21 protein-coding genes are annotated in these 19,140 nt (G+C 71.7%); 14 read left to right on the top strand and 7 right to left on the bottom strand.

All coding sequences use genetic code 11. From position 1 onward, the window contains the following. Window positions 1-4: 4 nt before the first annotated feature. On the top strand, window positions 5-301 hold the full coding sequence (locus IPJ61_RS16370) for a WhiB family transcriptional regulator (RefSeq protein WP_297110018.1): 297 nt from the start codon (window positions 5-7) through the stop codon (window positions 299-301). Window positions 302-310: 9 nt separating this feature from the next. Here IPJ61_RS16370 and IPJ61_RS16375 read toward each other — a convergent pair whose 3' ends face one another. The 7 genes from IPJ61_RS16375 to IPJ61_RS16405 all read right to left on the bottom strand — a co-directional run bounded on the left by IPJ61_RS16375 (window position 311) and on the right by IPJ61_RS16405 (window position 4,406). Beyond that, window positions 311-835 (bottom strand): NUDIX hydrolase, encoded by a 525-nt coding sequence (locus tag IPJ61_RS16375; protein ID WP_459251310.1) that lies wholly within the window; start codon window positions 833-835, stop codon window positions 311-313. 101 nt (window positions 836-936) lie between these two features. Continuing rightward, window positions 937-1,524 (bottom strand): TlpA family protein disulfide reductase, encoded by a 588-nt coding sequence (locus IPJ61_RS16380; protein ID WP_297110024.1) that lies wholly within the window; start codon window positions 1,522-1,524, stop codon window positions 937-939. A gap of 11 nt (window positions 1,525-1,535) precedes the next feature. Next, a complete protein-coding gene (nth, locus tag IPJ61_RS16385) occupies window positions 1,536-2,213 on the bottom strand; it encodes an endonuclease III (RefSeq protein ID WP_297110027.1) in 678 nt (225 codons plus the stop codon). Beyond that, window positions 2,213-2,668: a RidA family protein gene (locus IPJ61_RS16390; RefSeq protein WP_297110029.1), complete on the bottom strand. Its 456-nt coding sequence runs from the start codon at window positions 2,666-2,668 to the stop codon at window positions 2,213-2,215. Before IPJ61_RS16390 ends, nth begins: the two co-directional genes overlap by 1 nt. After that, window positions 2,668-2,829, bottom strand: coding sequence for a DUF4177 domain-containing protein (locus IPJ61_RS16395; RefSeq protein WP_297110032.1), 162 nt, complete (start codon window positions 2,827-2,829; stop codon window positions 2,668-2,670). The genes IPJ61_RS16390 and IPJ61_RS16395 overlap by 1 nt, the downstream gene beginning before the upstream one ends. 278 nt (window positions 2,830-3,107) lie before the next feature. Continuing rightward, the gene (locus tag IPJ61_RS16400; protein WP_297110035.1) at window positions 3,108-3,590 is read right to left on the bottom strand and encodes a phage holin family protein; all 483 of its coding nucleotides are present in this window, start codon (window positions 3,588-3,590) and stop codon (window positions 3,108-3,110) included. 72 nt (window positions 3,591-3,662) lie between these two features. Next, the gene (locus IPJ61_RS16405; protein ID WP_297110037.1) at window positions 3,663-4,406 is read right to left on the bottom strand and encodes a class I SAM-dependent methyltransferase; all 744 of its coding nucleotides are present in this window, start codon (window positions 4,404-4,406) and stop codon (window positions 3,663-3,665) included. Between the two features lie 119 nt (window positions 4,407-4,525). Here IPJ61_RS16405 and ssd point away from each other — a divergent pair, with 119 nt between their 5' ends. From ssd to tmk, 13 genes are all read left to right on the top strand, one after another. Beyond that, window positions 4,526-5,536 carry a septum site-determining protein Ssd gene (gene ssd, locus IPJ61_RS16410; protein ID WP_297110040.1) on the top strand — a complete coding sequence of 337 codons (1,011 nt, stop codon included), beginning with the start codon at window positions 4,526-4,528 and terminating at the stop codon, window positions 5,534-5,536. Beyond that, the gene (locus IPJ61_RS16415; protein ID WP_297110042.1) at window positions 5,529-6,671 is read left to right on the top strand and encodes a TadA family conjugal transfer-associated ATPase; all 1,143 of its coding nucleotides are present in this window, start codon (window positions 5,529-5,531) and stop codon (window positions 6,669-6,671) included. The genes ssd and IPJ61_RS16415 overlap by 8 nt, the downstream gene beginning before the upstream one ends. Beyond that, entirely contained in the window at window positions 6,668-7,462 is a 795-nt protein-coding gene (locus IPJ61_RS16420) for a type II secretion system F family protein (RefSeq protein ID WP_297110045.1), read from the top strand. Before IPJ61_RS16415 ends, IPJ61_RS16420 begins: the two co-directional genes overlap by 4 nt. After that, on the top strand, window positions 7,459-8,070 hold the full coding sequence (locus tag IPJ61_RS16425; protein ID WP_297110048.1) for a type II secretion system F family protein: 612 nt from the start codon (window positions 7,459-7,461) through the stop codon (window positions 8,068-8,070). The genes IPJ61_RS16420 and IPJ61_RS16425 overlap by 4 nt, the downstream gene beginning before the upstream one ends. Window positions 8,071-8,151: 81 nt before the next feature. Next, entirely contained in the window at window positions 8,152-10,407 is a 2,256-nt protein-coding gene (locus tag IPJ61_RS16430) for a DEAD/DEAH box helicase (RefSeq protein WP_297110050.1), read from the top strand. A 194-nt stretch (window positions 10,408-10,601) separates the two neighbouring features. After that, window positions 10,602-10,814: a DUF4244 domain-containing protein gene (locus tag IPJ61_RS16435; protein WP_297110054.1), complete on the top strand. Its 213-nt coding sequence runs from the start codon at window positions 10,602-10,604 to the stop codon at window positions 10,812-10,814. Between the two features lie 2 nt (window positions 10,815-10,816). Beyond that, window positions 10,817-11,194, top strand: coding sequence for a TadE family type IV pilus minor pilin (locus IPJ61_RS16440; protein ID WP_297110057.1), 378 nt, complete (start codon window positions 10,817-10,819; stop codon window positions 11,192-11,194). Window positions 11,195-11,214: 20 nt separating this feature from the next. After that, entirely contained in the window at window positions 11,215-11,604 is a 390-nt protein-coding gene (locus tag IPJ61_RS16445) for an Rv3654c family TadE-like protein (RefSeq protein WP_297110060.1), read from the top strand. 64 nt (window positions 11,605-11,668) lie between these two features. Then, window positions 11,669-12,718, top strand: coding sequence for an L-glyceraldehyde 3-phosphate reductase (gene mgrA, locus IPJ61_RS16450; RefSeq protein ID WP_297110063.1), 1,050 nt, complete (start codon window positions 11,669-11,671; stop codon window positions 12,716-12,718). Next, entirely contained in the window at window positions 12,715-14,196 is a 1,482-nt protein-coding gene (locus tag IPJ61_RS16455; protein ID WP_297110066.1) for a DUF7059 domain-containing protein, read from the top strand. The genes mgrA and IPJ61_RS16455 overlap by 4 nt, the downstream gene beginning before the upstream one ends. 245 nt (window positions 14,197-14,441) lie before the next feature. Continuing rightward, window positions 14,442-17,111 carry a type I DNA topoisomerase gene (gene topA / locus IPJ61_RS16460; protein WP_459251306.1) on the top strand — a complete coding sequence of 890 codons (2,670 nt, stop codon included), beginning with the start codon at window positions 14,442-14,444 and terminating at the stop codon, window positions 17,109-17,111. A 19-nt stretch (window positions 17,112-17,130) separates the two neighbouring features. Next, window positions 17,131-18,507 (top strand): hypothetical protein, encoded by a 1,377-nt coding sequence (locus IPJ61_RS16465; protein ID WP_297110069.1) that lies wholly within the window; start codon window positions 17,131-17,133, stop codon window positions 18,505-18,507. Continuing rightward, window positions 18,504-19,133, top strand: coding sequence for a dTMP kinase (tmk, locus tag IPJ61_RS16470; protein ID WP_297110072.1), 630 nt, complete (start codon window positions 18,504-18,506; stop codon window positions 19,131-19,133). Before IPJ61_RS16465 ends, tmk begins: the two co-directional genes overlap by 4 nt. Window positions 19,134-19,140 lie beyond the last annotated feature (7 nt).

A 19,140-nucleotide genomic window follows, 5' to 3' on the forward strand; every position in this document is an offset into this window, starting at 1 on the left:
GTTGATGTCTCTGGCTGAGGTGAGCGAGTGGACCCTACGGGCCAAGTGCCGCGACATGGAGGACGCGCTCTTTCCCGAAGGCAAGGACCAGAAACGCGCCCGGTCCGTGTGCGGGGGGTGCCCCGTCCGCTCCGAATGCCTGGCCGAGGCCCTCGACAACCGGATCGAGTGGGGCGTCTGGGGCGGCATGACGGAGCGGGAGCGCCGCGCGCTGCTGCGGTCGCGTCCGGACATCGGCTCATGGCATGACGTTCTCGTCAACTACTCCGGATCCGATACCCAGGTCTCGGTCCTTCCCTGACACACGAAATCAGTCCCGGAGGAAGCGCTCCGGGATGTCGACGACGCGGCCGTGGTCCCACGGGCGCGCCCAACCTGCCAGGTCGAGCACCCAGTCGACGAGGTGCGCGGTGAGGCCCCAGATGAACGTGTCGTCGAGCACAAAGGCAGGCCCGCGGTAGCCGCGGGGATGCTGGGCCGTCACCCGCGTCGACGGCGACGCGAGGTCCGAGACGGAGAAGTTGTGTACCGCCCCGGTCTCCGCCGGATCGGCGGCCCAGAGCTCGTGGTCGCCGGGCCATGTGGCGACCACGGTGGTGACGTCGTACCGGGAAGCAGGCACCCAGAGCGCGGGAAGCTCGCCGATGAGGCTGACCCTCGACGGCTCGAGTCCGATCTCCTCCTTGGCCTCGCGCAACGCCGTCGCGAACGCTGACCCGTCCGTAGGGTCGACGGCGCCGCCGGGCAGCGCGACCTGGCCGGCGTGGCGTCGGAGCGTCTCGGCCCGCGTCACGAAGGTCACAGCCGGGTCCTCGGCCTCGGTGAAGAGCATCAGCACGGCGGCGGAGCGTTCGCCGCGCGGGGTCCTGTCCAGTCCGATGGTCCGCGGAGCGGGGTGGGCGGCGAGGGCCGCGGCGAGCTGGTCGAACGGGCCGGTCACTCGGCCCCCAAGTACGCGGCGGCCAGGTCCTTCAGCTGCGCGGTCGACTCGAAAGGCCCCGGGTGGGTGCCCCTGATGACGCCGTTCTCGTCGACGAAGATCGTCGTGGGGATGCCGGTGATGGGCAGGTCCGCGCGCAACGTCTTGTCCTGATCGACGACGTGCGGGTAGAACCACCCGGCGAGGCCGGCGAACTCGATGGCCCAGTCCGGCTGGGGGTCGTTGTAGTTGACGCCGACGAAGCGCACGACGTCGAGCTCGGCGAGGCCCTCGCGCAGAAACCCGGCCTCCGCGCGGCACGGCTCGCACCACTGCGCCCAGAAGTTGATGATCATCGGCTCGCGGGGGAGCCCCGCAAGGTTCACGGTCCGGCCGCTGCCGAGGCACGACAGCGCGGTCTGCGGGAGGCCGCCGTCGACGGCGGGGGCGTTCGCGTCGGTCTCGGGGCAGTCGGGGAGGCGGAACTGCTCGGCGAGCGCCGCCAGATCCGCGGGCGTCGACGGGGCCGACGGTGTGCCAGGGGCAGCGGGCCCGCCGCACGCGACGAGCGCGAGCGCCGCCAGCGCGCCGATCCACCTGTACATGGCGCCCGAGCCTACCCCCGCGGCTCGCGGATCAGCGCCGCCGCCTTGACGGGGTCTTCCTCGCCGATGTCGTGGCTGGGGCAGATCCCCGCCACGGGGCAGGCGCCGCAGGCGGGGCGCCGGGCGTGGCAGCACCGTCGGCCGTGCCAGATCACGCGGTGGCCCACCATGACCCACTCGCTGGGCGGGAACAGCGCGCCGACTGCGCGTTCGACGTCGTCCGGCTTGGTGCTGTGCACCCACCCGAACCTGTTGGACAGCCGGATGAGGTGCGTGTCCGGGGTGATGCCGGGCACGCCGAACGCGTTGCCGAGCACCACGTTGGCCGTCTTGCGGCCGACACCCGGGAGCGTGACGAGCTCGTCGAGCGTGGCCGGGACCCGGCCGTCGAACTCGTCGACGATACGCCGAGAGAGCCCGACGATGGCCGCGGCCTTCGTCCGGAAGAAGCCGACCGGCTTGATGATCTCCTCGACCTCGGCGAGGTCGGCCTGGGCGAGCGCAACGGGCGTCGGATAGCGCGCGAAGAGCACGGCGGTGACGGCGTTGACGCGGCGGTCCGTCGACTGTGCGGAGAGCACGGTCGCCACGAGCAACTCGAAGGCGTCGCGGAAGTCCAGTTCCGCCTTCGCGTCGGGATACGTCGCGGCCAGGATCCGGTTGACCTCGGCCGTAGGCGCGGGGCGCACTACGCCTCGACGATCAGCTCGACCTCCACCGCCGCGTCGAGGGGGAGCACGGAGACGCCGACGGCGCTGCGCACGTGCGCGCCGGCCTCGCCGAACACCTCGCCGAGCAGCGTCGAGGCGCCGTTCGCAACGGCGGGCTGCGCGGTGAACTCTGGTGTGCTCGCCACGAAGACGACGACCTTCACCACGCGGCGGATGTTGTCGACGCCGCCTGCGACGGCTGCCGCTGCCGCCAGCGCGTTGAGGACCGCGACCCGGGCAGCGGCGGCGCCCTCCTCGGCTGTCACCTCGGCGCCGAGCTTGCCGGTGGCGGTGAGCGCGCCGTCGATGCTGGGCAGCTGACCGGAGGTCCATACCTGGTTGCCGACGCGCGCCGCTGGGACGTACGCGGCCACCGGCTTGGCTACGGATGGGAGAGCGATTCCCAACTCCGCGAGGCGGGCGGAGACGGACATCAGGCGTCCTTGACGGGGCGCTTGAAGTAGCCGACGAGCGTGTCCGGGTTGGGGCCTGGCGCGAGCTGGATCAGTTCCCAGCCCTCGGAGCCGAAGTTGTTGAGCAGTTGTTGCGCGATGTGCGAGAGGATCGGCGCTACGAAGTATTCCCACTTGGTCATGGCCCAAGCCTGCCAGGTCTGCGCGGGCGAGTCGCCTTCCCGTCCGGGAAAGGGCGGGGACTTAGCCTCGATCCACCGGTGGGCGCCGTAGCGAGCGGCACCAGACGGGTGCAGGGGCAAGCGCTGGACGCGAAGGCATACCGAAGACGTCTGTTGAGCGGTCAGGGCGAAGCCAGTGTTCCCGGATGGGGTCGCGTAGTAGGCGCAGATCGGTGGATGGAGGCTTAGCCTCGATCCACCAGCGGCCGCGGCGTAGGGGCAGATCGGTGGTTCGAGGCCTAGGGCCGGCCGAAGGTCTTCTCGAGGTCCGACGGCGTGGGCTCCACGGTGACCGCCACGGTGGTGGTGGCCGGCCGTGAGGCGATGGCGTCCACGACGGCGTCGAGGGTCGCCTTCGCCTCTGCGATGGTGGCCTCTGGCTTCTTGACGTGCGAGAACTTGCCGCGGCCCAGCGTGAAGAGCACGCCGGCGATGAGGAGCGACGTGAGCACGCTGGCGAGGAATCCGAGCGTGAAAGACGCCCAAGGGCCCAGCGGCGTCAGGGCATGCAGCAACAGCCCAACCGCGAGCGCGATGAGGATGACGAGCATCCAGACGGCGTGGAACGCGAAAAGCGCCGCGCCGGCGAAGAACCCGGCGCCGACGGCCCCGGCCTTGGCTGCGGGCTTGAGTTCCGCCGCGGCGAGTTCTGATTGCACGGACACGAAGTCCGAGACGGCATCCTTGATCTCGACTAGCGGGTGACGGGGCTCTGTGGGCATGGCTGCTCCTTTCGCGGGTCTAGCCTAGTCGGGGTCCGGCGGTGTCGGGGAAGTGCGGCGAGGAGCGGCCTCCTAGAGAGGGATGCTGAGCCCGTCGTCGGGGAGGCGGACGGGGGCGGTGAGCTCCTCGTGCGTGACCCAGGCGCGCACGCCGATCAGATGGAAGGGGAGCCGGAGCGACTCGCCGGGACGGACTGCGCCGTCGTACAGCTCGCCCACCTGGCCGAGGAGTTGGTTGAGCTGGGCGTCGGTGAGGTTCGCGGCGAGCGGCTGGTTGGTCACGAGCGCCATGAGGTCGTCGCGGCCGATGCGCTGCCAAACCCGGAACGCGCGTTCCTCGACGTCGGAGAAGTACTTGGAGGCCGCGAGGGTGCCGAGGCAGGCGTGGCCGTAGTCGCCGCGCATGGCCATCGGGTCGTAGCGACGCAGGAGGGCGGCGAGGCGGCGCACCCAGGGAACGGTGTCGTCGCGCACGAGGTACGACGCGCTGAGACAGCCACCAGGCCGGATCACGCGTGCCAGTTGCGGCAGGGCCTGGGTGAGATCGAAGCGGTGCAGGTTCTGGTGGGCGAAGACCACCTCGAACTGGCAGGGATCCGCGGGGATGGCCTCCGGCCGCGCGAGGATCGGGATCACGCGGGGGACGGCACCCAGCCGTCCGGCGAGCGTGTGGTCGTCGGTCAGCGCGAAGAGCGTGTGCCCGGCGGCGGTGAGTCGACGGGGGACGCCCAGGTCGCTTGCCAGCACGAGGCCGCGCACGCCGTGCCAGACGGCGAGCCAGTCGAGTGCCTCGGTGGGCAGATCCAGGCGGGCCATGGGGTCCTTCCTCGGGTGAGCGGGCTGGGCCATAGATTAGCCCGCTCGCGCCCCCGTGACTTATCCACAGGTTGCCCATCGCGTGGGAAATCGGGTTCCGAGATGGACATAACGGGAGTATGGAGAACACGCCGCACGCGCTGTTGTGCGCAAGGGATGAGGCCGTCGTCGAGGCGGTAGAGGTGAGCGCCGCCGCGTTGGGGGTCCCCCTTCGGGTTGTGTCCGACGGCGCGGCCGCCGGCCAGGAGTGGGCGGGGGCGGCATTGCGGTTGGTGAGCACGGAGGTCGGTGCGCGGTGGAGCGGCGTCGCGCCGGGGGAGGCGTTCGTCGTCGGCACGTCCGCGCAGGAGCTGGCCCGCTGCTCCGGGCAGTTGGGTCTCCCCGTGTTGCTGCTTCCCGACGACGGCGCACGCCTCGCGGACGCGCTGCGCCGGGCGGGCGACAGTGGGACGAGACGCGGGCAGGCGGTAGCCGTCCTCGGCGCGACCGGAGGTTTGGGGGTGAGCACACTGACGGCCGGGCTTGCGCTCTCGGCGGCGCGGCGGGGTGCGCGCGCGGCCGTCGTGGACCTCGCGGAACACAGCGGCGGGATCGATCTCGTGTTGGGTGCCGAGGCGCAACCCGGCGTCCGCTGGTCCGGGCTTGCGCGGGTGCGAGGCGAGGCAAAGGATGTGTGGGACGCACTCCCTCGGGCCGACGGCGTCGCCGTCCTCGCGCAGGACAGGGCCTCGCCCGGCGCGCCGGACGAGGCGGCGCTGGCCGCCGTCGTCGCCTCTCTGGTCCGTGAGGCGGATCTGGTGCTGATCGACGGCGGGCGCCGGGTCCCGCCCTGCGCCGTGGACAGGACGGTGCTGGTGGTGGGTGCGGACGTGCGCTCGGTCGCCTCGGCGCGGATGATGTCCGAGCACGGTGGGATCAGCCCGGACGGGCTGTTGGTGCGCCGTGGCCGGGGCCGGACCGTGCCCGCGGAGGTGGTGGGTCGCACGCTCGGGCTGACCTGCTGGGGCGAGATCGGTGACGACAAGGCGTTGCCGCGGCTGGCCGAAATGGGGATGCCCCCGCTCCCGGGACCTGCGCGCCGGTTCGCGCGCCAGGCCGCTGGAGCCCTGCGGAGGGTGAGCGATGCGTGAGGCGCATTTGGAGACGCTGAGGTCGCGCCTGGCGGCGCTGGGGCGTCCGCACACGGCGGTCGACGTGGCCGCGACGCTGCGCGACCTCGGGGAGGTCGTCACCGACGCCCTGGTCCGGGAGACCATGTCGGAACTCCGGCGCCACAGCGTCGGCGCGGGTCCGCTGGATGCGCTGCTCGCAGAGCCGGGGGTCTCCGATGTGCTGGTGAACGGCCCGCGTGAGGTCTTCGTCGACCGTGGGTCAGGACTGGAGCGCGCAGAGGTGGTGTTCGTGGACGACGAACAGGTGCGAAGACTCGCCATCCGTCTCGCTGCCGCGGCGGGACGGCGGCTGGACGACTCCGCGCCGTTCGTCGACGGCAGGCTGCCGGATGGCACGCGGCTCCATGCCGTCCTCGCGCCTGTCGCGGAGCCGGGGACGTGTCTCTCGCTGCGCGTGCCTGCGCGCCGGACGTTCGCGCTGGACGGCCTGGTGGCGGCGGGGGCGCTCCCACCCGCCGGGGCCGGGGTGCTGCGGGCGGTGGTTGCGCATCGCGTGCCTTTTCTCGTCTCCGGTGGCACAGGCACGGGAAAGAGCACGCTGCTCTCTGCGCTGCTGGCGCTCGTGCCTGCCGAGGAACGGATCGTGCTGGTGGAGGATGCGCGGGAGCTCCAGCCCGCGCATCCCCACTGCGTCCGGCTGGAGGGGCGCCCGCCCAACGGTGAGGGTGCCGGCGCGATCACGCTGACGACGCTGGTGCGGCAGGCGCTGCGGATGCGGCCCGACCGCGTGGTGCTCGGCGAGGTGCGCGGCGGAGAGCTGACGGACCTGCTGACGGCGCTCAACACGGGACATGAGGGGGGATGCGGCACGGTGCATGCCAACTCGATCTCGGACATTCCTGCCAGGTTGGAGGCCCTAGCCGCGCTGGGCGGGTTGGGCCGCGATGCCTGCCACGCGCAGGTCGCGGCGGCGCTCAAGGCGGTGATCCACGTGCGCAGGCGGCACGACGGGACGCGGCGGGTCGCAGGGGTCGGGGTCTTTCGGCGCGGCCCAGACGGTCTGGTCGAGGTGGTGCCCGCGCTGTCCTTCGGGGTCGACGGCGTGCGGCGCGAGCAGGCCGCGGACCGGCTGGATGAGCTGGTGTCGTCGTGACGGCGGCGACGATCGCCGGTCTGGCTGCGGTGCTGCTGCTCGGTCCTGCCCCGGCCCGGTCTCTTGAGCGGCTGCGTCCGCCGCGGCAGGTAGCGGCCCGCCGTCGCCGGGGATGGCCGGTCGTGCTCGCGGCCGTGGCCGCGCTGGCCCTGGTCGGTGTCTGGTTCGGGCCGCGCGCCCTGGGATGGGCGGTGACCTTCGCCGTGGCCGGCGGAACCGTTGTCAGGCTTGCGCTCACGCATCGCGCGGCAGCACGTGAGCGTCGGCTCGCAGGGGAGTGCGCCGAGGCCGCCGGACTGCTCGCCTCGCTGCTGCGGGCCGGGCAGATCCCCTCCGAGGCGCTCTCCACCGCCGCGGAGGACTGCGCGGTGCTCGCCACCGCCGCCAGCGCCGCACGGCTCGGCGGCGACGTCCCCGCGGAACTCGCCCTGGCGGCGTCGCGCCCGGGATGCGGCGGCCTTGCCAGGATCGGTGCCGCCTGGCAGGTCTGCCAGCGGAGCGGCGCCCCGATCGCTCCGGTGCTGTCTCTGGTGGCCGATGCGCTGCGGCGAGAACGGCAGGTGGGTGCCATGGTGGACGCGGAGCTGGCGGCCGCGCGGATGAGCGGCCGGATCATGGCCGCGCTGCCGTTCGCAGCCGTCGGTCTCGGCTTCGCGGCGGGCGTGAACCCCGTCGACTTCCTACTGGGACAACCGCTGGGCGGGGTCCTCGTCCTGGTGGGCGCGGTGCTGACGGCGGTCGGCGTGCTGTGGATAGACAGGCTCGCGCGCCCGCAACGGGGTCGGTCGTGAGCGCGGCCTGGCCGGCCGCGGTGCTGGCAGCAGCTGCGGCGTGGCTGCTCATCGGTGGCGCGGCCTCGTCGCTAGGCCGCATCGCGGAGACGCCGGTCAGGGAAGGCCTCGTGGAGCGGGCGCTTTCGGCGGTCAGGGAACGATGGCGATGGCGGCGCGGCACCGACGTCCCGCTGGTCCAGCAGCTGCCGGAGGCGCTTGACCTCCTCGCCGCCTGTCTTGAGGCCGGTCTTCCCATGGTCACGGCGGTCGCGACGGTGGCGGAGGCCTCACCTCCCGCCACCAGGGCGCTGCTGGTCGGCATCGCGGCCGACATGAGGCTCGGCCGGGTGGGAGGGCTTGCCTGGGGCGAACTGCGTGCCCACAAGGTTTGGGGCCGGGTCGCGGGGGAACTTGCCCGCGCCGAGCGGTCCGGGCTCGCGCTGGCAGACGGGCTGCGCACGCAGGCCGAGGATGCGCGGGCGCAGGCCCGCGAGGCTGCGATGACCGCGGCAAGGACCGTCGGCGTGCGGTCGGTCGTGCCGCTGATGGCCTGCTTCCTGCCCGCCTTCGTGCTCGTCGGGGTGGTGCCGATCGTGGCGTCGCTGATCGGGGACTTCCTCGGATGAGCAGGGGCCTTTTCCCGCGACCGGTGGGTGGGCGCGGCGCGGGTTCCGGAAGTGTCGGTGGCGGCTGGCAGAGTTGCTCCGGTGAGCTTCGAATGGGTGCTGCAGCGCGACGCGGTGACAGCTGTCGCCGAGCGTGCGCCGCGCCCCGGAGACGCGGTGGACTGGCCCGTCTGGCTCGGCGAGGCGGGTGCGGCAAGGCTGGAGGCAGCCGGCTATCCGCGGCCGTGGCGGCATCAGGCGGCGTTCGCCGAGGCGCTCTACCGGGGCAACCACGCCATGATCTGCACGCCGACGGGATCGGGCAAGACGCTCGGTTACCTGCTCCCCATCCTCGCCGCGGCAGATGGCCGCCTGGGCGTCCCCGTGGCCGGCGACCGCCCACGACTCACGGCGCCGCGCCACACCGCGTTGTACCTCGCACCCACCAAGGCCCTCGCACATGACCAGGCCCGCGCCGCGCGCGGGCTGGGCCCGAAGGGCTGGCGGATCGGCGCCCTCGATGGCGACTCGGACGAGGGGGAACGCCGTTTCGCGCGCGAGCACGCGTCCTATCTCCTGACCAACCCGGACATGCTGCACTACTCCGTGCTCCCGAACCACCAGCGGTGGGGGCGGTTCCTGGGAGCCCTGCGCTACATCGTTGTCGACGAGGCCCACCGCTATCAGGGCGTCTTCGGGGCACATGTGGCCCAGGTGATCCGTAGGCTCCGCCGACTGGCGGCGCTCTACGGTGCCGCCCCGGTCGTCGCGCTGTCCTCGGCTACCGCCCCGAACGCGGCCATGTTCGGCGGCGCGCTGATCGGTGAGCGGGAGGTCGCCGTCGTCGGCGAGGACGCCTCGCCTGCGGGGCGCCGCACCGTCGCGCTCTGGCGGCCAGAGGCGTCGCTGCGCACGGACACGGCCGCGCTGCTCGCCGGGCTGGCCGACGACGGCAACCAGGCCATCGCGTTCGTGCAGTCGCGGCAGGCCGCGGAACTGGTGTCGATCGCCGCACAGGAGTTGGCGCGCGAACCCGCGCGGATCGCGTCCTACCGCGGCGGCTACCTCGCTGTCGACCGCAGGGGACTCGAGGCCGGTCTCCAGGATGGGACGCTGCGCGCGCTGGCGAGCACCAACGCGTTAGAGCTCGGCGTCGACATCGCCAGCATGGACGCGGTGCTGGTCTCGGGTTTCCCCGGCAAGCTGTCATCCTTCTGGCAGCAGGCCGGGCGCGCCGGCCGACGCGGCCAGGACGCGCTCGTCGTGCTGCTGGGGCGCGAGAACCCGCTCGACGAGTACCTGCTGGATCACCCGGAGCTGGTGTTCGACGCGCCCGTCGAACACGCCGTCGTGCACCCCGACAACCCGCGCATCCTCGGGCCGCACCTGGCAGCGGCCGCGCAGGAACACCCGCTCACGGCCGAGGACGAGTCCTGGTTCGGCCCTTCCTTCTCAGATCTGACGGCGGCGCTGGCCGCGCAAGGCGTGCTCCGCGATCGGGCGGGCCGCTACTTCTGGACCCGCCCGGACCGCGCCGTGGACTTCATCGACCTGCGCTCCATCGGTGAGCGCCCCGTCGACGTCATCGAGCGCGACACGGGCCGCGTCGTCGGCATGGTCGACGCCGCCGCGGTCGACCGCACCGTCCACCCCGGAGCCGTCTACCTCCACCAGGGGGACTCCTATCTCGTCGAGGGCGTCGACCGTGATGAGCGCCAGGCCTTCGTGACGGCCGCCCGTCCCCCCTACTACACGCAGCCGCAGGCGTCGTTTGAGGTCGAGATCCTGCGGGAAGTCGAGCGCCGGCCACTGGGCGCCACCGAGGTCTGCTGGGGCGACGTCCGCCTCCACTCCCAGGTCCTGGGCTACCTCCGTCGCGACGAGGTCACCCACGAGGTGTGGGACTCCACCGAGGTGGATCTGCCCAGACACCAGATGGTCACCGAGGCCGTGTGGTGGACGGTGCCGCCGAAGCTGGTGGCACAGCTCGGGTGGCCCGAACTCCAGGTCGGCGCCGCGGCCCACGCGATGGAGCACACCGCCATCGGGCTGCTTCCCGCGTTCGCGCCCTGTGATCGGTGGGATATCGGCGGCCTCAGCACCGCTCTGCATCCCGACACCGGAGCGCCGACGATCTTCGTGCACGACGGCATGGCCGGCGGCGCGGGGTTCGCCCGCCGCGGCTACGCCGTCGTCGAGGACTGGCTGCGGGGCACGCTGGAGCGTCTCACGCGCTGCCGCTGCGCCGACGGCTGCCCCGCTTGCGTCGTCTCCCCGAAGTGCGGCAACGCCAACCAGGTGCTGAACAAGGCCGACGCCGCCGCGCTGCTCGACTTCTTGCTGAACGGCGCGGGCTGATGAGGGCCCACCGACCTGCGCGGCAGCGGGCTCTGGCCTAGCTTCGCTAGGGATGGATTTCCCGGGGTCCACAGGAGCGGGTGTTGTCCGTTCGACTCATCCACAGGTGGGCGCGAAGGTGGTGATTCGGGGTGCGTTTTTGACATGACGGAGATGACCGGCTGATCCGCAGCCGCTCATCGAAAGGAACCGCCATGACCACTCTCGTTCCCCAGCCCGAGCGTCGGAGCGCCCGCGTCCGCCGCCTCGCCGAACGCGGCCTGACCACCGTCGAGTACGCAGTCGGTCTGCTCGCGGCGGCGGCCGCCGCGCTCGTCCTGCTGCGCATCTTCAACGACAACGCGTTCTTCGAGACGCTGTTCAAGTTCGTCGTCGATACCTTCCGCAACATCTCCCGCGGGATCTAGTGATGCGGTGGCCGGGCGGCCGCCGGGGCCGCCCGGCGCGCCGCACAGGGGAGAAGGGCATGGTGACGGTGGAGCTGGCGATCGGCGTCCTCGCCGCCACCTTCGTGGCGGCGTTCCTCGTCAGCCTCACGCTGCTGGGCGTCGCGCAGGCCGCGTGTGCCGAGACGGCGTCCCAGGTGGCGCGCCAGACGGCGCGTGGCGACGACGCTGCCGCCGCGGAGGCCCGCGACCACGCACCCGTGGGCGCGGTGGTCCGGGTGTCGCGCGACGGTCCCGGGGTCCGCACGGTGGTGCGGGCGCCCTTCCGGTTGTTGACGCTTCCCGCCGTGGAACTCAGCGCCGAGGCCTGGGCCGCGTACGAGCCGGGGGTCGGGCAGTGAGGGTCCGCGATGGCTCCGCGGTGAGGCGCCCCACCGCTCGTCGCGGCGCCGCGCGGTGCCGCGACGAGCGCGGCGTGGCCGGTGGGCTCCTGACGCTGGGGATGTGCCTCGCGGTGCTGGTGGTGAGCCTTACCGCGTCGACCGTCGTCGTCTGGGTGGGTCAAGCCCGGCATGCCCAGCAGGCTGCGGACCTGGCAGCCCTTGCCGGGGCGACCGCCGCCGTCGAGGGCGGTTCCGCCTGCGACGCCGCGGCGCATGCGGCTGAGAGGAACGACGCGTGGGTGGCCAACTGCGCAGTGAAATGGGCTGGTCGGTCTGTCGTCGTGGAGATCGCGGTGGTCGAGCACCTGATCCCCGTCCCGCCCTGGGGACCGGCGACCGTGACGCGCCGCGCCACCGCGGGCACCTGATCGGGCGGGAGGAACACGTTCGTGAGCGACGAGAAGGTGAGTCCGTGAGTAATAGGGTGGAGCCATGACCTATGTAGCCAGCAGTGATCGCTATGCCCAGATGCCGTTCCGCCGCCTCGGTGCCTCGGGGCTGAAACTCCCGGCGCTGTCGCTGGGGCTCTGGCACAACTTCGGCGACGACGCGCCGCTCCAGAACCAGCGCGACATCCTCCGGCACGCCTTCGACCGGGGCATCACGCACTTCGATCTCGCCAACAATTACGGCCCTCCGTACGGCGCAGCCGAGACCAACTTCGGACGCATCATGACCGAGGACTTCCGGCCCTACCGCAACGAGTTGATCATCTCCAGCAAGGCGGGCTGGGACATGTGGCCCGGGCCGTACGGCTTCGGCGGCTCGCGCAAGTACCTGCTCAGCTCGCTCGACGACTCGCTCGCCCGGATGCGACTCGACTACGTCGACATCTTCTACCATCACCGCCCGGACCCCGAGACGCCGCTCGAGGAGACCATGGCGGCGCTCGACCAGGCCGTTCGGTCGGGCAAGGCGCTCTACGCCGGCATCTCGTCCTACTCGGCGGGCCTCACGCTGCGCGCGCAGGAGATCGCCCGGGAGCTCGGCACCCCGCTGATCATCCACCAGCCGTCCTACTCGATCCTCAACCGATGGGTCGAAGGGGGCGAGCCGAACCTGCTCGAGGCCTGCGCCCAGGCGGGCATGGGTGTCATCGCGTTCTCGCCGCTGGCCCAGGGAATGCTCACCGGCCGCTACCTGAACGGCATTCCGGAGGGGTCGCGCGCAACGCAGGGGAAGTCGCTCAGCACGGACCTCCTTTCGGACGAGAACATCGGTCATCTGCGGGCGCTCAACGCGATCGCGGAGAGCCGCGGCCAGACGCTCGCTCAGATGGCGCTGGCCTGGGTGCTGCGCGACCAGGGCGCAGCGTCGGTCACCACCGTGCTGATCGGTGCCTCCTCGACGGCACAGCTCGACGACAACCTGGGGGCGCTCGGCACCCTCGCGTTCTCCGCAGAGGAACTGGCCGCCATCGACCAACACGGTGGCGTGCAGGGCATCAACCTCTGGCAGGGCGCCACGGACTCGGTCAAGTGACGGGAGTCGACGCCGCGCGCCTCCGCGCCGACCTGGCCGCCGCCGCGTACACCGTCGACGACGTGCTTGCCCGCATCGGCGATCTCGGGCAGGACGGCCTCGGTCGCAACTGCACCGTGCCCGCGGACGTGGCCCTCGGCGCCGCGCGCGACCCGCTCGCCTCCCTGATCCGGCTGTTCCTGCTCCAGCTCCCCGTCCCGGCCGCAGACCTCGCCGGGGTCCTTGACGTGGAAGGCCTGGCCGCCGCAGGCTATCTCTCCGTCGCCGACGGCGAGGTCAGGGCGCGCGTTGACGTCCGTCCCTATGGGTCGCCGGACGACGGCGCGGGCGGGTGGCTGGTCGCCGACCCGACCCCCGGCCTCGACCATGTCGTAACGCCGACCGCCCCCGACTACGTGCTGGGCGCCTCCCCGGCGTCGACGACGCTCGCCCAGATCACCATGCGCACCCCCGTAGGAAGCGCGCTCGACCTGGGTACCGGCTGCGGTGTCCAGTCGCTTCACCTCGCCCGGCACGTCCGTCGGATCGTCGGCACGGATGTCAACGCCCGCGCGCTGGAGTTGGCCGCGCTCACCGCCACATTGAACGGCGCGGACGTGGAGCTCAGGTACGGCTCACTCTACGAGCCGGTCGACGGGGAGCGGTTCGACCTCATCGTCTCCAACCCTCCCTTCGTGATGAGCCCTCCCCGCGCCGAGGCCGACACGCTGGCCTACCGCGAGGCAAACTTCGAGGCCGACGCGCTCGTCGAGACCCTCGTGCGCGGCGCCGCCGACCACCTCACGCCCGGCGGTAGCCTCCAACTCTTGACGAACTGGGCGGTCCTCGACCAGCCCTGGGAGGACCGGCTCCGCTCCTGGGTCCCGGACGGCTGCGACGCGTGGGTGATCGAGCGCGAGCGCCTTGATGTCTTCTCCTACATCGAGATGTGGCTGACCGACGCAGGCCTTGCGGGCACGCCCGGCTGGCGCGCCGCCTACGACGAGTGGCTCGCCTACTTCGACCGCCTCGGCATCCGCTCGGTCGGCATGGGGTGGATCCTGATCACGCGCGCCGGCCGCGACGTGCCGCACCGGAGGTTTGAGAGCTGGCCCCATCCTGTCGCCCAGCCTGTCGGAGCCGTCTTCGCCCGCCACGCCGCCGCCGTCGACGCCTTCCAGCTCCCCACCGACGAGCTGTTGGCCGCGTGCCCGCGGCTCGTCGACGTCGAACAGGAGACCATCGGCGCGCCCGGTGCGGAGGACCCGGAGCACGTCGTGTTCCGGCAGCGTACGGGTCTGCTGCGTGCCATCAAGGCCGACACCGCGCTGGCCGCGACCCTCGGCGCGCTCGATGGAGACCTCACCGTCGGCCAGGTGCTCGGCGCCGTCGCGCAGGTGCTGGAGGTCAACCCGGCGGAACTGGCTGCCGCGGTGCTGCCCGAGATCCGCCAGGCACTCCTCGACCAACTCCTCGTGCCGGACCAGGCCGGAGCCTGATGCGCCCGAACTTTGGGAACCACTGATTCAATCATTCTTGCGAGCTGCGGCGCACTGGATCGGGCGCCCCGCCGCTCCTCCATCTTGTGCCGGACGTCCAGTACGGCACTGCGATCTCGGAGCGGCGGGACATCCCGCCCAGCACGTCCTCGCCGGAGGAAGCATTGATCAGTGCTTCCCTAGGTCCGGATTGACACGTAAGGCTATTGTTCGACTCAGTCTCAACCCCCCGGAGGACCTTCCTGATGGCTTCGAAGCGTCTCGTGATTGTGGAGTCGCCCACCAAGGCGACCAAGATCGCCGGCTACCTCGGCCGCGACTACGTCGTCGAGTCCTCGCGCGGCCATGTCCGTGATCTGCCTACCTCCGCCGCGGAAGTGCCCGCGAAGTACAAGGGCGAGAAGTGGGCGCGCACGGGGGTCAACGTCGACGATGACTTCCAGGCCATCTACGTCGTCTCACCGGACAAGCGCAACACCATCAAGGACCTGAAGGCCAAGCTCAAGGACGCCGACGAGCTCCTGCTCGCCACCGATGGTGACCGCGAGGGTGAGGCCATCGCGTGGCACTTGAAGGAAGAGTTGAAGCCCAAGGTTCCGGTCAAGCGGATGGTGTTCCACGAGATCACGAAGTCCGCCATCCTCGACGCCGTCGCCAATCCCCGCGACATCGACGTCGACCTGGTCGACGCGCAGGAGACCCGTCGCATCCTCGACCGCCTCTATGGCTACGAGGTCTCGCCGGTGCTGTGGAAGAAGGTCATGCCACGCCTGTCGGCCGGCCGGGTGCAGTCGGTGGCGACCCGCCTCGTCGTCGACCGGGAGCGCGAGCGCATCGCGTTCGTCCCCGCCTCCTACTGGGATCTCGACGTCACGCTCGACGCCGGCGCGGACGCCGACCCCCGCAACTTCCCGGCCCGACTCGCCGATGTCGGCGGCGCGCGCGTCGCTCAGGGCCGCGACTTCGACGCCTCCGGCGCCCTCACCGGCGGCGAGGCTCTCGTGCTCGACGAGGCCGCGGCGACGGCGCTGGCCGACGCCCTGGCCGCCGCCACCCTCACCGTCGCCTCCGTCGAGGCGAAGCCCTACACGCGCCGTCCTTACGAGCCGTTTCGGACCACGACGATGCAGCAGGAGGCCGGCCGCAAGCTGGGCTTCTCCGCGCAGCGCGCGATGTCGGTGGCGCAGGAGCTGTACGAGAAGGGGTTCATCACCTACATGCGTACCGACTCGGTGACGCTGTCCGGCCAGGCCATCACCGCCGCGCGCCGGGCGGTCTCCGAGCTGTTCGGCGACCGTTTCCTCCCCGAGAAGCCTCGCGTCTACGCGTCGAAGGTCAAGAACGCGCAGGAGGCCCACGAGGCCATCCGCCCCGCGGGCGACACCTTCCAGCATCCCGACAAGACGGGTCTCGTCGGCGACGCCTTCCGCCTCTACCAGCTGATCTGGCGTCGCACGCTCGCGTCGCAGATGGCCGACGCCCGCGGAGAGTCCGTATCGGTCGCGGTCGACGCGAAGCTGTCCGAGACCACGGTGCTCGGCCGCGAGGTCGGCTCCGCGCGCCTCGTCGCGTCCGGCCGCACCATCACGTTCCCTGGATTCCTCAAGGCCTACGTGCAGGGAACCGACGACGACTCGGCCACCGACGACGCCCAGGCCCGCCTCCCCATCCTGGAGAAGGGGCAGGCGCTCGAGGTCGCGAAGGTTGCCCCCGCCGGGCACGAGACCCGCCCGCCGGCCCGGTACACCGAGCCGTCGCTCGTGGCGAAACTAGAGGAGCTGGAGATCGGCCGCCCGTCGACCTACGCGTCGATCATTCGCACCATCACCGCCCGCGACTACGTGTTCAAGAAGGGCTCTGCGCTCGTCCCGACCTGGCTGGCCTTCGCCGTGACGCGCCTGCTGGAGGAGCACTTCTCCGAGCTCGTCGACTACGCGTTCACCGCGCAGCTCGAGGAGCAGCTCGACGAGATCGCAGCCGGCGAGGCGCGGCGCCTGAGGGTGCTGTCCGACTTCTACTTCGGCCCCGACGGCGACGCACAGCAGGGCTTGGAAACGCTCGTCACGGAGCTCGGAGAGATCGACGCCCGCGCGCTGTCCACCTTCCCGCTGCGCGACTCCGGCATCGACGTGCGGGTGGGGCGTTACGGCACCTACGTCGAGTCCTCGGACGGCCGGCGTGCCAACGTCCCCGAGGACATGGCGCCGGACGCGCTCACCGTCGAGGCGGCCGAGGAGCTGTTGTCCAAGCCTCTCGACGACGAGCGGGAGCTGGGTGTGGACGAAGCCAGCGGGAACCTGATCGTCGCCAAGAACGGCCGTTACGGCCCCTACGTGACGGAGGTGCTGCCCGAGGATGCGCCGAAGTCGGCGAAGCCGCGCACCGGCTCGCTGTTCAAGTCGATGTCGCTGGACTCTGTCGACCTGGACACCGCGCTCAAGCTGATGAGCCTGCCGCGGGTCGTCGGCGCGGACGCCGAAGGAAACGAGATCACGGCGCAGAACGGCCGCTATGGCCCGTACCTCAAGCGCGGCACCGACTCGCGCTCGCTGACTTCCGAGGATCAGATCTTCGACATCACGCTCGACGAGGCGCTCGCCATCTATGCGCAGCCCAAGACGAGGGGGAGGGCTGCCGCGGCCGCCCCGTTGAAGGAGTTCGGCGCGGACCCGGTCTCCGGCAAGCCTGTCGTCCTCAAGTCGGGCCGCTTCGGGCCGTACGTGACCGACGGCGAGACCAACGCCACCCTTCGCCGCGACGACGACCCGGACGCCGTCGCCCCTGAGCGCGCGTTCGAGCTCCTTGCCGAGAAGCGCGCAAAGGGACCGGCCCCGAAGCGGACGACGAAGCGTGCCCCGGCCAAGCGCACGACTACCACCAAGCGGGCCACGACGAAGGCCACCCCGAAGGCCTGACAGGCCCGAGGCGGAAGCAATGGGCAAGAAGGCCAAGCGGCGGGCGGTCCTGCGGATCGAGGTGCCCTTCACCTCGGACCCGCCGGTGCTGACGTCCGCGGAACTCGGCCTGCCGCGGTTGCTGCGGCGGCCGGCGGCCAGCTTCGCCATGGACGTCACCGTCGTCGACGCCGCCGACGGCAGGCTGCTGCGTGACGGCGTCGTGGTGGCGCACCGCGTCGTCGGCGGCATCGGCGAGTGGTACCTCTCCGCGGCTCGCTGGGCGCCGCACCTTCCCGTAGAATGCACCCGCCCGCTCGGCAGCAGCGGCGACCTGCCCGAGGAGATGGCCCGCCGGCTTCGGCCGCTGATCCGCGGCGCCGTGCTCGGCCCCATCGCCGCGCTGCGCTGTCACCGCGACGAATGGGCGCTGCGCGACGCCGCGGGCGAGACGGTCGCCGTCGTGCGCGACGAGCGCGTCACCGTCCGGCACGGGGGTGTCGCCACCGCCCGCTACCGCGAGATCACGGTCACGCCGGAGAAGCGTGGGGTGACGAAGGCGCAGCGCGAGTTCCTCATCGCCGCGGGACTGGCCGTCAACGGCACGGTCGTGGACACGTTCCCGACGCTGCAGGAGCGCCTCGGCGCGCCGGCGACCGGGCTCACGAACTTCCCGGTTCCTCAACAGGTGACACCCGACGCCAGCCTCGAAGACTTCGTCTCCACGGTCTTCGCCGGGCATCTGCTCGCGATCGCCACCGCAGAGCTGGAGCGCCGGAGAGTCGAGAGCGACGATGTCGCGGCAACCAACGCGCTGCTGTGGGCGTTCGGCAAGGACCTGCGCGGCCTCGCCCCCGTGCTCGAACCGGGATGGCGAGAGGCGACCGAGCGACTGCTTCGCGACCTGCCCTGGGCGTCGCAGGCAGAGCTCGAGCCCGCGCTGCCCGAGGTACTGAACGCGCTGGTCGGCGGGGCCCGAGCACCGCGGCTCGGCGACCTGTCCCGCCGTCCCGCCGCCATCCTCATCGACCGGGCACAGCACGCGGGACAGATCCTCGCGGAGCGCTGCCGCGCCCTGACCGAGCAGGCTCCCGACGAGCAGTGGGCCGCCGCGCGCCTGGCCGCTGAGCAGCTGAGCGTCGCCGCCACGGTCGCCGTGCCGCTTTCGCCCCGGGTGCTCGGCGCGATGGTCAGACGGCTCGACGGCATCGTCGCCGCGCTCCACGGCTGCGAGTTCGGCGCCTCGGCCACGATCCCGGAGTTGGCGGGGCTCTCGCCCGAGCAGGCCTACCAGCAAGGCGTCGACGCTGAGCGCCGGCGCAGCCGCGTGGCGGTGCGTCGAGCGGACTTCATCGAGCGCTGGCCGCGCGTGGTGAGGCGGGCGAGGAGACAGCTGAAGAAGGCGAGGAAGAAGTGACCGGCCTTTTCGTTGTGTTCGAAGGGGGCGACTCCGCGGGCAAGACGACCCAGTCGGAGCTGCTGTGCCACTGGCTCGCGGATCGTGGGCTCGCCCACATCGCCACGCGCCAGCCCGGCGGCACCGAGGTCGGCGCGCACCTACGCCGCCTCGTGCTCGACCCGGTCTTCGGCGACGTGTCTCCGCGCGCCGAAGCCCTCATGTACGCCGCCGACAAGGCGCAACACGTCCACGAACTGATCGGTCCCGCGCTCGCCCGCGGGGAGGTCGTCGTCAGCGACCGTTACGTCGAGTCGATGGTCGCCTACCAGGGCGCCGGCCGAGGGCTGGGGACCGACGAGATCGCCCGCATCGCCTGGTGGGCCGTCGACGGCCTCCGCCCCGACCTCACCGTCGTCCTCGACGTCCACCCCGACGACGGCGTGTCGCGCATCGCGGAGAAGGACCGCCTGGAGAGCGCAGGTACGGATGTGCACGCGCGCGCCCGCCAGCACTTCCTGGATCGCGCCGCCGCCGATCCGGAACATTTCCTCGTGCTCAACGCGCGGCTGCCCCGGGAGGAGATTGCTGCCGCCGTCTCCACCCGGGTCGCCGAGCTGCTGGCCGCGAAGCGTGTCAGCCGCTGATGGCAGG

The sequence above is a fragment of the Tessaracoccus sp. genome (assembly GCF_016714275.1).
Classification (GTDB): domain Bacteria; phylum Actinomycetota; class Actinomycetes; order Propionibacteriales; family Propionibacteriaceae; genus Arachnia.